Origin of the sequence: Solibaculum mannosilyticum (assembly GCF_015140235.1) — a bacterium.
GTDB lineage: Bacteria > Bacillota > Clostridia > Oscillospirales > Acutalibacteraceae > Solibaculum > Solibaculum mannosilyticum.
Genome location: NZ_AP023321.1, coordinates 1,606,690 through 1,618,674 on the forward strand (window position 1 = coordinate 1,606,690; position 11,985 = coordinate 1,618,674).

General features: G+C 49.0%; 16 protein-coding genes, 1 tRNA gene and 1 CRISPR repeat array. Of the genes, 12 read left to right on the forward strand and 5 right to left on the reverse strand.

What is annotated here, in order from left to right; all coding sequences use genetic code 11:
- From C12CBH8_RS07685 to C12CBH8_RS11885, 5 genes are all read left to right on the forward strand, one after another.
- On the forward strand, positions 1-1,059 hold the full coding sequence (locus C12CBH8_RS07685; RefSeq protein WP_215532935.1) for a collagen-like domain-containing protein: 1,059 nt from the start codon (positions 1-3) through the stop codon (positions 1,057-1,059).
- A 5-nt stretch (positions 1,060-1,064) separates the two neighbouring features.
- A complete protein-coding gene (locus tag C12CBH8_RS07690) occupies positions 1,065-1,685 on the forward strand; it encodes a leucine-rich repeat domain-containing protein (RefSeq protein ID WP_246441800.1) in 621 nt (206 codons plus the stop codon).
- Between the two features lie 2 nt (positions 1,686-1,687).
- Positions 1,688-1,951 carry a hypothetical protein gene (locus C12CBH8_RS07695; RefSeq protein WP_215532936.1) on the forward strand — a complete coding sequence of 88 codons (264 nt, stop codon included), beginning with the start codon at positions 1,688-1,690 and terminating at the stop codon, positions 1,949-1,951.
- The gene (locus tag C12CBH8_RS07700; protein ID WP_215532937.1) at positions 1,948-2,346 is read left to right on the forward strand and encodes a hypothetical protein; all 399 of its coding nucleotides are present in this window, start codon (positions 1,948-1,950) and stop codon (positions 2,344-2,346) included. The genes C12CBH8_RS07695 and C12CBH8_RS07700 overlap by 4 nt, the downstream gene beginning before the upstream one ends.
- A 101-nt stretch (positions 2,347-2,447) precedes the next feature.
- Positions 2,448-3,473, forward strand: coding sequence for an N-acetylmuramoyl-L-alanine amidase (locus C12CBH8_RS11885; protein WP_246441386.1), 1,026 nt, complete (start codon positions 2,448-2,450; stop codon positions 3,471-3,473).
- 48 nt (positions 3,474-3,521) lie between these two features.
- Here C12CBH8_RS11885 and C12CBH8_RS07715 read toward each other — a convergent pair whose 3' ends face one another.
- Positions 3,522-3,728: a helix-turn-helix domain-containing protein gene (locus C12CBH8_RS07715; RefSeq protein WP_246441388.1), complete on the reverse strand. Its 207-nt coding sequence runs from the start codon at positions 3,726-3,728 to the stop codon at positions 3,522-3,524.
- Positions 3,729-4,084: 356 nt separating this feature from the next.
- Between C12CBH8_RS07715 and C12CBH8_RS07720 the strand changes: the two genes are divergently transcribed.
- The 4 genes from C12CBH8_RS07720 to C12CBH8_RS07735 all read left to right on the forward strand — a co-directional run bounded on the left by C12CBH8_RS07720 (position 4,085) and on the right by C12CBH8_RS07735 (position 5,763).
- A complete protein-coding gene (locus tag C12CBH8_RS07720) occupies positions 4,085-4,339 on the forward strand; it encodes a hypothetical protein (RefSeq protein WP_147625204.1) in 255 nt (84 codons plus the stop codon).
- Positions 4,336-5,082: a BRO family protein gene (locus C12CBH8_RS07725; RefSeq protein ID WP_215532938.1), complete on the forward strand. Its 747-nt coding sequence runs from the start codon at positions 4,336-4,338 to the stop codon at positions 5,080-5,082. The genes C12CBH8_RS07720 and C12CBH8_RS07725 overlap by 4 nt, the downstream gene beginning before the upstream one ends.
- A gap of 61 nt (positions 5,083-5,143) precedes the next feature.
- Positions 5,144-5,464, forward strand: a complete 321-nt coding sequence (locus C12CBH8_RS07730; protein ID WP_215532939.1) for a hypothetical protein — start codon at positions 5,144-5,146, stop codon at positions 5,462-5,464.
- Entirely contained in the window at positions 5,464-5,763 is a 300-nt protein-coding gene (locus tag C12CBH8_RS07735; protein ID WP_215532940.1) for a hypothetical protein, read from the forward strand. The genes C12CBH8_RS07730 and C12CBH8_RS07735 overlap by 1 nt, the downstream gene beginning before the upstream one ends.
- Before the next feature lie 325 nt (positions 5,764-6,088).
- A CRISPR array of direct repeats spans positions 6,089-6,520; the repeat unit is 32 nt; unit sequence GTCGCTCCCTTCTAGGGAGCGTGGATTGAAAT.
- Between the two features lie 122 nt (positions 6,521-6,642).
- Here C12CBH8_RS07735 and C12CBH8_RS07740 read toward each other — a convergent pair.
- From C12CBH8_RS07740 to C12CBH8_RS07750, 3 genes are all read right to left on the reverse strand, one after another.
- Positions 6,643-6,729: transfer RNA gene (locus tag C12CBH8_RS07740), tRNA-Leu, on the reverse strand.
- 71 nt (positions 6,730-6,800) lie between these two features.
- Positions 6,801-7,676, reverse strand: a complete 876-nt coding sequence (gene galU / locus C12CBH8_RS07745) for a UTP--glucose-1-phosphate uridylyltransferase GalU (RefSeq protein WP_090264153.1) — start codon at positions 7,674-7,676, stop codon at positions 6,801-6,803.
- 18 nt (positions 7,677-7,694) lie between these two features.
- On the reverse strand, positions 7,695-8,648 hold the full coding sequence (locus C12CBH8_RS07750; protein ID WP_159461181.1) for an RING finger protein: 954 nt from the start codon (positions 8,646-8,648) through the stop codon (positions 7,695-7,697).
- Positions 8,649-9,126: 478 nt separating this feature from the next.
- Between C12CBH8_RS07750 and C12CBH8_RS07755 the strand changes: the two genes are divergently transcribed.
- Genes C12CBH8_RS07755 through C12CBH8_RS07765 form a run of 3 tightly spaced genes read left to right on the forward strand, consistent with a single transcriptional unit; the run spans position 9,127 to position 11,560 of the window.
- Complete coding sequence (locus C12CBH8_RS07755) at positions 9,127-9,525, forward strand: thioesterase family protein (protein ID WP_246441390.1); 399 nt, start codon at positions 9,127-9,129, stop codon at positions 9,523-9,525.
- On the forward strand, positions 9,522-10,187 hold the full coding sequence (locus C12CBH8_RS07760) for an HAD hydrolase-like protein (RefSeq protein WP_215532941.1): 666 nt from the start codon (positions 9,522-9,524) through the stop codon (positions 10,185-10,187). Before C12CBH8_RS07755 ends, C12CBH8_RS07760 begins: the two co-directional genes overlap by 4 nt.
- A 50-nt stretch (positions 10,188-10,237) precedes the next feature.
- Complete coding sequence (locus tag C12CBH8_RS07765) at positions 10,238-11,560, forward strand: polysaccharide biosynthesis tyrosine autokinase (protein WP_099322391.1); 1,323 nt, start codon at positions 10,238-10,240, stop codon at positions 11,558-11,560.
- Between the two features lie 121 nt (positions 11,561-11,681).
- On the opposite strand, the gene secG is transcribed toward C12CBH8_RS07765, so the two are convergent.
- Positions 11,682-11,933: a preprotein translocase subunit SecG gene (gene secG / locus C12CBH8_RS07770; RefSeq protein ID WP_090264159.1), complete on the reverse strand. Its 252-nt coding sequence runs from the start codon at positions 11,931-11,933 to the stop codon at positions 11,682-11,684.
- Between the last annotated feature and the right edge of the window lie 52 nt (positions 11,934-11,985).

Here is an 11,985-nt window from a genome sequence, read left to right on the forward strand (position 1 = left end):
ATGATTACCTGCAGCATATCACCGGGCCGCACTGTGACTGTCCATGCACCGTCCTCCCCGGTAGAGGGCGAGCACAATGCCAATGTTGTAGCCGTCACGATACCGTCACGTATTGGAGATGCCGATCTTGATGGCTGCACTATGTACGCCTGTACCTGCAACGACCGCGGTGACGTGGACAAGATCCCGTTGGAGATGATCCCTTCCGACGACGGCTACATTGCTCAATGGACTATTACCCGCAACACGACTGCTGCACAGGGCAAGGTGATCTTGTATTATGCTTGGGAACGTAACACAGACCTTGTCGCCAAGACCTATACTGCGGAATTGCGTGTTGTCGACGTGCCCGATGTGGACGGTGAGATTGCCCAGCAGTATCCCACCATCCTACAGGACTACGGTGCACGGATCGAGGATCTGGAAGAGAATGGGACGGGTACCCCTGGGCCAGAAGGGCCGCAGGGCCCAAAAGGCGATAAGGGGGATCCTGGACCCGCCGGGCCGCAAGGTGAGCAGGGCCCAAAGGGCGACAAGGGGGATCCCGGCAAAGACGGCGCCCCTGGAGAGCGTGGACCTGCCGGGCAGGATGGAGCGCCTGGTGAGAGGGGCCCGGCGGGTCTGAAGGGAGACGTCGGAGAAACTGGGCCTCAAGGGCCTAAAGGAGATCCTGGACCGCAGGGCGAGAAAGGTGACCAAGGGCCTGCCGGCCAGGACGGCGTCTCTCCTCATATTGGTGATAACGGTCACTGGTATATAGGCGATACCGACACGGGCGTTACTGCCCAAGGCTTCGTCGGGCCACAAGGCGATAAGGGAGACACCGGTGATATTGGGCCCACTGGCCCGCAAGGTCCCCAGGGGCCAAAGGGCGATACCGGGCCCCAAGGGGAACCCGGCCCGGCGGGCAAGGACGGCATTGATGGCGCTACCGGCCCTGCTGGGAAAGACGGCAAAACGCCTGTAAAGGGCGTCGATTACTGGACAGAATCAGACAAGCAGGAAATTGTCCAGGACGTACTGGAAGCCTTGCCGCAAGCGGAGGTGACCGCATTTTGAAATATGTGATTGACGGCCAAACGTTGATTAATATCGGGGATGCTGTCCGTGAAAAGACTGGCAAATCCGAACAAATGACCCCGGTACAAATGCCTGATGAAATCCGGGGTATACAGGGCGGGCCAGAACCTCCATCCATTGGCTTTGTACCGAGCGAATGGGATGAAAATGGATATATCACGGACGGCACCTGGTACGGAACAACCGTCTCCGAGTACGCCTTCTACTGCCTTAGAGAGAAGCCATGGCGTTTGACCACCCTCACCTTCGCGGATGCTGTAACGATTCTTAGTGATTCGGCATTCCGTAGTTGTGCCACTCTCGCCCTGACCAGCCTCCCGGATAGCATAACGGCCATTGATACCTACGCCCTTGCCAACTGTACCAGCCTTGCCTTGACTAGCCTACCAAGTAATCTGGCCAGTATAGGCAACTATGCATTCAACGAGTGCGTTGGGCTAACATCGTTGACGTTCAGGAGCACCCTGTCTAGTATTCCCTCCTCTGCATTCAATAAATGTACTAATCTCACGGAAATCAAAGTACCGTGGGCCGAAAAAGCGGTATCCGGAGCACCTTGGGGAGCAACCAATGCAACCATTATTTACAATTACAAGGAGGAATAGGATTGCAGATTGTACCGTTATATCGCTATATGCGCACTGATGGTGGGGTTACGGTGTCTCCTAGCAAGCCGGATGGAGAATACACCTTCATGTACCGCATCATTGCTGGGGACGGCATGTTGGTCACACTGGACGGCATAGACACCTATCCCTGCATTGATACAAACGTGGCAGACGGCTGGTATGAGATCATCGACACCACCCAAACTGGCGGGGAACTCTCCGCAGAACAGGCCCTCGGCATCATCACAGGAGGTACGCCATGACGGAACAACAAGCCCGCTCCCTGCGCGCCGTATTGGTACAGGGGGTGGACAGCCTGGACGACAAGACCATATCGACTGCCCCCGATGCATGCCGTAGGATGCGGTATACTGGGGGGCTTATCCCCAATGGTACACGCATCAATTGGGACGGCAAAATAAAACGGGCCGCAGTTGACTTATACGACAGGGAAGATCAAGATCCAGATCATGCGCCCAACTTATGGGAGGATCTTGAGTACAAAGATGGGATCCGAATCATTCCAGAAGTGATTACTTTCGGAAAGGCCTTTTCCAAAAACGAATTGGGGTGGCGGAAAGATCTATTGTATCGCTCAAAAGTAGACAACAACGTCTATACCCCAGACCAATACCCGCAAAATTGGGAGACAGCATAATTGTTCGTATTTGATTTGTTTTGTTTAGATTTAATATTTATTTGAATCGCGCCTTATTGCAGGGCGCGTTTTTGATACCCATTTTTTTAGGAGGAAATCAAATGAACGTTGTAAAAATGGAAATGCCCCAAAACATGTACAGCATCAAGTGCCCTCATACCATGACCCCTACCAGGATTGTGGTACATAACACCGCCAACGACGCCAGCGCACGTAATGAGATCAAGTATATGCAGGGCAACAACAAGCAGGTATCCTTCCACATCGCCGTGGACGACATCGAGGCTGTGCAGGGAGTCCCCCTTGACCGCAACGCCTGGCATGCAGGCGACGGGGCCAACGGCACGGGCAACCGGCAGGGTATCGCCATCGAAATCTGCTACAGCAAGTCCGGCGGCGCGAAATTCGAGGCCGCCGAGCGCAACGCCGCTGAGTTAATCGCCCAGTTGCTCAAGGAGCGCGGCTGGGGCATTGATAAGGTGACTAAGCACCAGGATTATAGTGGCAAGTACTGCCCTCACCGCACCCTTGATATGGGCTGGCAGCGGTTCCTGGACATGGTACAGGGATATATGTCCGGTAATTCCAGCGGCTCCGGCAGCACCTACACCGTCCAGTATGGCGACACTCTGACCGGCATCGCCAAGTCCCTGCTGGGGGACGCATCCCGCTACAAGGAGATTGCCGCCCTCAACGGCATCGATAACCCCAATGTCATCAAGGTGGGCCAGGTGCTTAAGATCCCCGGCGGATATTCCGATGATTCCGCTCCGGCTGCTCCCTCCAAGAGCGTGGATGAAATCGCACAGGAAGTCATCGCTGGCAAATGGGGCAATGGTTCCGAACGTAAGGAGCGTCTTACCGCAGCCGGTTATGACTATGCCGCTGTCCAGGCCAAGGTTAATGAGATCATGGGCGGCAGTTCCAGCGGTACTGCATCCAGCTCCATTGCTGTGGGCGATACCGTCCGCATCACCTGCAGCACTTACTCTACCGGCCAGTCCATCCCCTCCTGGGTCAAGAATACCACCCACAAGGTCAGCCAGATCAAGGGCGATAAGGCACTCCTGGGGTATCCCGACGGCATCGCCTCCTGGGTTCCTCTCTCTGGCATCACCAAGGCGTGAACATAAAGACAAAGGGTGCCCCGCTCTGAGGACACCCTTCTCTTTTGCTTATTCTTCATCTGGTACGTATTCCATTATGTCGCCGGGCTGACAATCAAGAGCCTGACAAATTCTTTCTATTACCCCTACCGGCAATTCTTTGATGGAGTTTGTACAAATGGCAGATATTGTGGGAGGACGGATACCTGTCAATTCCGCAAGTTTTTTTTGCGTCATTCCCTTCATTGCCAAAAGCACCTTAAGCTTAAATTTCAATGGCACCTCTTCACCTTCCTTCTAGTTATATTATATAACGCAATTCGTAATAAGTCAATACGAAACAAGTAAATAAATTACGCAAAATAACAAAATAATTACTTTAAACGTATTGACATATTACGCAAAACGTATTATAATATAGTTGTAGCAGGGAGGCGGAAAGGAGCCGCCGATGAAGTTCAAAGAATTCCAAAAGCTCACCAAAGAACAGCAACGGAAACTCTTCGAACAATACAAAAAAGAGTGGCTAGCTACTCACAATAGCTAACCACTAACAGCAAGGATCTATCCCCAAGCAAATAAGATTAGCTTCCCTGCTACTCCTATTTTATCACGAAAAGGAGTCGATTACAATGACCAGAATTGAAAAATTGTACGCCGAATACACAGAACAGGACGAATACATCTACAGTAACGAGACTGTGCGTATTAAGAAAAATCGAGCGGGTATAAATGTTTCCTTGATAAACTTGAAAAAGACTATTGATCCCAAAGTTATTGATGACCTTGACAAAAGAATCATGAACCTAGCCATTGCCCACGAGCAGAATGGCTTTGTTATGGGTTTTCGTTATGCTATGAAACTTGCTAAGGAGGCTTTTGCATGAAAGAATTACAAATTTTTAGAAATCCCGAATTTGGAGAAATTCGAGCTATAGAGCACGAAGGTGATGCCTGGTTTATGGCCGTGGATGTGTGCCGAGCGTTAGACATTGGGAATCCAACACAAGCTCTTACTAGACTAGACGATGATGAATGTACCCTCATTTCAAATGAGGGTGGCCACGAAGCTAACTATGTCAATGAACCCGGCCTATATTCTCTCGTGCTTGGCAGCCGAAAGCAAGGGGCTAAAAATTTTAAGCGCTGGATCACTCACGAAGTCCTCCCCTCCATCCGCAAGCATGGAGCCTACATGACCCCGGAAACCTTAGAGGCGGCTATCCTGAACCCCGATACCATGATTAAGTTGTGTACCGCCCTCAAGGACGAGCAGGACAAGCGCAAGGCCCTGGAAATTGCCAACTCCGCCTTGACGGTGGATAACGCCATCATGAAGCCCAAGGCCGACTACTTTGATGATTTGGTAGACCGCAATCTCAATACAGGCATCCGGGAAACAGCTAAGGAACTGGGAGTGAAGGAAAAAACCTTTGTGTCCGCCCTCATCGCTATGAAATACCTTTACCGAGATAAAAAAGGTAAACTCCAACCCTACGCCCAATACGCTGACGACCTGTTTGTTTTGAAGGAATGTTACAACGAGAAAACACAATGGTCAGGGACACAGCTGTTGATCACACCCAAAGGCCGTGAAACCTTCCGACTTCTGTGCCTGCATTCTGCATAATACCGTCCATGGCGTGTCTCTTCGGAGGCGCGCTTTTCTATGTCCAATTCAGGAGGAATTTATGACCATCGATCTGCAATGGCTGGCGGCTATCGTTACCGCCATTACCGCCATCGTTACCCCGGTGGTGGTGTGCGTCAAGAGCGTCAACAAGCTGGTGGAGCGCATCGAGAACCTGGAATCCTGGAACAAGCGTCAGCAGCGGGACCTTGACCGCACTGCCCAGGAAAACGAAATCATCATCACAGGTGTGCTGGCAAGCCTCAAGGGGCTGAGAGAGATGGGCTGTAACGGCCCTGTCTCTCAAGGCATCGAGGACATCGAAGGATTCCTGGCCGATGCCGCACACCGCAATACAAGTTATCAGAGGAGTGATGTATAATGGAGACAATCGCATTGTTAATCGCCGTAGCCGTGTTGGTAGAAGGGCTGGTGGAGTACGTCAAGACCATCGTGAAGGTGTTCACCGAGGGGGATGTGAAGACCGGCATCACACAATTATGCGCCGTGGGGATCGGGATCTTACTTGCACTTGTGACGGGTGCAAACATCTTTACGGCCTTATCTATCAACGTGACTTATTCCTGGGTAGGGTGTATCCTGACCGGTATCCTCATCAGCCGAGGTAGCAACTATCTTTCCGATCTCCTGCACAGGCTCAACCTAACCAAGACTCAGTAACACATAGCAAGGCCCGCTTCCGATCGTCTGACCGGGGCGGGCTTTTTTGCATATCAAAATAATATAGAACAATTTTTTATATTTTCTTGGAATCTCCTGCAAGCTATGCTATATTGGATTTAAAAGGGACTTTATTCATATCTTTTTGCCTCTTTACTCTTTCTAGTGCGAACTATGAGTTATCATAGAATCCCCTATGTTCTCGCACTTTATTGTAGTTCACTTTGTTCTATCCTTTTCAACCTCTACTTTATCAAACGGATTATATTTGTATAGGTTGCTTTCTTTTTTTCTAAGATATGTCTCTACTTTCTCCCTTTTTGCTGTCGCTCCCTTCTAGGGAGCGTGGATTGAAATTTGGGGAAGGACAAATGACTATCATGCAGCGAATGTCGCTCCCTTCTAGGGAGCGTGGATTGAAATAGGGATCGTGGGATAATAGAGACCTAGTCCCTGGACGTCGCTCCCTTCTAGGGAGCGTGGATTGAAATTCTCTTATTTCCACCAATCTCTCTGGTATTCCCAAGTCGCTCCCTTCTAGGGAGCGTGGATTGAAATGTATTAAGTCAGGGACTTGTCCGGTCATGCTGGGTCGCTCCCTTCTAGGGAGCGTGGATTGAAATATCCTTGCCATGATCGTGGCGGCTATGATATTTGGTCGCTCCCTTCTAGGGAGCGTGGATCGAAATATCCTGGGTTCCTCCCATCTTTTTGTCCGGCAGCGAGTCGCTCTCTTCTAGGGAGCATGGATTGAAATGAGGTACAACTGTCGTAGTAGTGTCGTAGTGATGCAACTCCCTGTTCTCTCAAATAATTTCCGGGCAAAACAAAAGACCACATGAACGCCCATTTTACTAGGCTTCTCGTGGTCTTTTTCTTTGGTGCGGATAACAGGACTTGAACCTGCATGGACTTGCATCCATTAGAACCTGAATCTAACGCGTCTGCCAATTCCGCCATATCCGCTTATTTCAAGCACCTCAGCCGTAAGGTGCTTGATTATTATATCGCAGTGAAGGCACTTTGTCAACACTTTTTTAAAGATTTTTCGCCAAATTTTTCAGATAAATTCGGAACGCTTCTCCTACTTCAGGATGTTTTAAAGCTACTTCACAAGTAGCTTGTAGAATGCTCAATTTATTGCCCATATCGTATCGTACACCTGTGTAGTCTACACCGATCATGCTTTTCTCTACAGTCAGTTGTCGCATGGCATCCGTCAACTGAATTTCTCCCCCACTACCCGGTTGAGTCTTTTCTAAAATATCAAAGACCTGTGGAGGTAAAATGCATCGTCCTAAGATAGAATAGCAGGATAGTACCTTGTCTGGTGATGGCTTTTCAATCATATCAGTGACACGGAAAATATTATCTTTAAGAGGCTCCACCTTCAGCGACGAATACCGTACAATATCTTTCTCCGGTACCTCTTTGATTCCCACTACACCAAGGCCATATTCTTCATATGCACGAGCTAACTGTCCGATAGCAGGATCTTCTCCAATGATAACATCGTCTCCATACAGAACTGCAAAAGGTTCATTCCCTACAAAAGACCTCGCCATGGATACTGCATGTCCTAAACCCTTTGTCTCCTTCTGGCGGATAAAGTGAATATTCGCCATATTGGCGATGGCCTTCACAGACTCAAGAATATCCCCTTTTCCGGACTTCTGAAGATGTTGCTCCAGTTCAGGCGCACGGTCAAAGTGATCTTCAATCACTGTCTTGCCCCGGTTTAAGATAATTAGAATATCCTCGATACCTGCCGCAACACATTCCTCTACAATGTACTGAATGGATGGTTTATCTACAATCGGCAACATCTCTTTCGGAAGCGCCTTGGTAATGGGAAGAACTCGGGTTCCCAATCCTGCTGCTGGAATAATCGCCTTCTTTATTTTGGTAGCCATGTCAAAAACTCCTTTTTCTTAAGTTAAGAGCGAGAACGTCACGCCAACAGAAATCATCCCTATGACCACAGAAAATACCACAAGGTAAATGATGGGAAATGCCCAACTGATACCTCCCTTTTGCAGAAGTGCATTCTGATAATCCATTGGGTTAGGATGAGCCTCTTTTAGCTTATGAATCCTCTTGATCACATAATTCATATAAAGCCGGTTGCCGAATAAAGCCAGAAAAATCCGCATCAGCAATGCCACGAATGGCATAATGTAAGATGCTACAATAACAGCGTTACTGGGCTGGAATAAAATTGTCTGATAATTCGCAACATCGGGCATCATCATAACAGAACTGGCCAGCGTTATAATAAAAGACGGGATATTAATTAATGTGACAATCGCTGCTACAATGGCGAAAAGGCCTCCCATCTTCCGGAAGGCAACCCAATTTTGCATGAGGAGAGCAGCTGCCCAGTTGACTGTGATTTTAGACTTATCCTTGGCCATGGCTACAAAACGAGGAATATAGTAATATGAATTATTCCCCACAAAGGCCGCAATATCTCCTACCGGAATACCGTCAATGGTCTCGTTGGGATTGACCCCTCCCAACGGATTGGGAACTACAGGCCCCCTTGCCGACCAGGATGAACTGTTGGATGTATTTTTTTGTCCATTCCCCGTTTGCAGAGGCATACCGCATTTGATGCAAAACAGTGTACCATCGTCATTGAGGTACCCGCATCTTGGACAATGCAGCCCCTCTTTTTCCGCATCCGAATCAGGTTCCTCACTTTTGAGACGGGGCCGTTTCCACTGGTGTTCCGTACCGTGATCAGCCGCAAATGCGCATTCCCCATGCTGCACCCAACATTGGCGATGATGCGGTGCGCCACATTGGGGACATACTACTACATCGTCACCGTCCTCAAATTCTTTGGAACAAATCGGACATGTCAATCCATCGTATAAACCCATTTTCCCCTCCATATGTTAGTACCATGCCGGAAACTAAACTGTCAAATTGCTGTAGTATTCTTGTCTGCCCAGCAGCATATCGCCGGCAAGGATAAGATAACACATGCCGCGTCCGTGGTTTCTCATAGAAAATAGAATCCTTCTACAAAATATCCCCGCTGCCGGCAGGGCAAATGCAGAGCTTTTCACGCTCATTTCTTTGAGGGGGGATTCTGGTCTCTCCTTCGGGCAAGGCATGCCTCTTTTGCGTAAAATTGTATAATGTTTACCTTATAGTATAGCGCAAAAAGCCCGCATCTTCAACTATTTGACCAATCATTTACAAAAAGTTTTCTTGTGATGTCCTTTGCGTCAATCTTCTTTTAAAATAGGCGATCTGTGTCAAAAATAGTGGTTGAGAAAAAACAGGCTCAATGGTAATATAAGAAAGGGTTCTTATTCCCTTTATTTTTATTTGATAGGAAAGGAGACGATTGCTTTGCAGCAACCTGTCATCGGTATGAAAGCCCGCTATGAACTTGTAGTCACCGAGGAATTTACCGCCGCTTCTATGGGCAGCGGATTATTGCCGGTGTTTGCCACTCCTTGTATGATCGCCATCATGGAAGGTGCCGCTACCAAATGTGTCCAACCCTGTTTGGAAGAGGGGTGGAGTACGGTCGGGTCTATGATTAACATCAAACATATGGCCCCTACTCCCATCGGCTCAAACGTATATGCAGAAGCTGAGCTAATCGAAAACGACGGCCGGCGTTGGCTGTTTTCCGTGCGCGCCTACGACGAAGCCGGTTTGATTGGCGATGGCGTCCATGAACGCTATTCCATCGAAAACAAACGCTTCTTGGAAAAATCCGCTGGACGGAAGACAAACGTATGAGCTGCCGGTATGAGGCCGTCTTGTTTGACTTGGATGGTACTATTACCGATTCCCAAGAAGGCATCATCAAATGCGTCCAGTTCGCTTTGCAAAGTTTAGGCATTGAGGAGAAAGACGTCTCCCGGCTGAAAAGTTTCATTGGCCCGCCGCTTTGGGATACGTTCCAGCTTCTCTACCATCTCTCCGATCAAAAAACCGACGAGGCGGTGGACAAATACCGGCAACGGTTTCGCGTCACCGGCATCTATGAAAACAGGCTATACGACGGCATTCAACCTCTTTTAGAGCATCTGAAAAAACAGGGCGTTAAATTGGCCATTGCCTCCACCAAACCTTTGGTTTTTGTGGAAGAGGTGCTGCGTTATTTTGGTATTGCCCCTTTGTTCGATGCTGTATGCGGCACCGCTTTGGACAAGGCGGATTCCGACAAGTCTCCTTTGATCCGGGATGCCTTATTCAAACTGAATGTGCCTGCCGGCCGAGCCGTAATGATCGGTGACCGGCGGTACGATATGGAAGGTGCCCGTTCGGTGGGCGTCCCCTCTATCGGCGTATTGTATGGATACGGTTCCAAAGACGAGTTGCTATCGGCTGGAGCCGGGCAGCTGGCTCAATCGGTAACGGAATTGAAAGAGCTTTTGTGTCCTTGTGCGTCCCGTTAGATTGGGAATCCTTATTTGTCTATTTTATCCCCTGATGTAAGGAGATCATCATGAAAAAAGGAATCTTCGACTGGTTTACCTTTTATTCCTTGGCACGAAAACGGTCTTTCTTTGCCGTGGCTGCGGTGGTGGTCGGATTTGCCCTGTTGGCCGGTCTCTCTTATACGATACTGGATACTTCGGTTACCGTTTCTTCTACCATCTCACTGGTCAATAATCTCCAAACCGACGGCAGCCTCCAAGCGGAAAAGGATAAAAATGATATCTCAGAGTCCATCGCCCGCAACAGCGTGGCTTTGATCCAAAGCGACAACGTCTTAAAACAGGCGATGGATTTAAGCAAAATTACAAAAAGCGTATCTGACTTTTCCAAAGGGGTAAAGGTCAGCCGTGTGGACGAATCCAATGTCATTGAGATTACCGTCACGTACAATGACCCCACCCGTGCCGCCAATGCTGCTAACAATTTGGCTCAGGTAGCTTGTGAAGAAATCCAGAGACGCAATACCTCCCCGCCTGTCACTGCCACTGTCCTGGACAGAGCCGATACCCCTTCTTCAAAAGGAAAATTAATCTCGGCAGTGAAAAAGGGATTCTTCGGCGGCGTATTAGGTCTGATCTGCTTTTTGGCCGTTATCTTTTTTCTGTCGATTAAGGATTACACCATTCGCAACTTCCGTCTTTTCTGTAAAACAGCCAAGGTGGATTTATTGGGTATCCTTCCGGCTGGACAGCGCCCCACTTCCCGCCAGATCTCTGAATCCATCCGAAACGTTCGGGCTGCTTTCCGTGCCCAAATCGGCGATGGGAAACGGGTTCTTCTGTGCAGTGTGGACGTTCAGGAAGGCCGTGCAGTTGTGGCGTCCGGACTTGCCAACGCCCTGGCCGACTCCGGCAATAAAGTGTTGCTCATCGATGCCGATATGCGCACTTCTCATATCCGTTCCCGGCTGCGCGTGGATTCTGTCTATGGCCTTGCCGACGTGCTCCTGGGCAAATGCTCCATTGCGGATGCCATTGTCCCCTCGACCGATTATCTGGATGTCATCTGTGCAGCCACTACCTATGTGGAAAAGCCGTCGGATCTTTTGGACTGTCCTGTAACGCTGGAGATGTTGGAAATTTTATCCCGGCGGTATGATTATATCCTCATCGATGCTCCGAGCGTCAATTCCTACGGCGATGCTGCCGCTTTGGCCAATAAATGCGACTGTTCTATTTTAGTCGCGCGGTACGGCAAAACCCGTGTGGATGCCGCTTTGGATGCTTTGACTGTCCTTAAAAACACCTCTGCTCGTATGCTGGGTATTGTCGCTAATGATGTCCCCTCCCAATATCTTCCCAAGCAGAGTTCCGCCAAAGATGATGAATAACCGTAAATCTCAAAAAACACCAGCCGCAGTTACGGCTGGTGTTTTTTGATTCAGCTAGTTGATCACATAAAAAAGCGGATCGGTTTTCCCAATCCGCTTCCTACTATGCGAGAGATTTTCCTTAGCCAAGGACTGCAAGCAAGACGTTTGTGACGATTACCAAGACAAAGAATGCAATTGCGATAAACTTAGTAATCCGGGCTAAAATTGCGTCTGCAGTACGTGCTTTATTCTTACTCAGGAAAGAATCAGCGCCACCGGCGATTACACCGGAAAGACCAGCCTGACGGCTCTCCTGCAGCAGAACGACAGCAATAATCGCGATAGCAAAGATCATCAGCACAATGCCCAATGCAATATCCAATCCGCTCATCTTATTACCTCCCCCTGAAATCCATTTCAATACTAAAGTATTTTACCACATC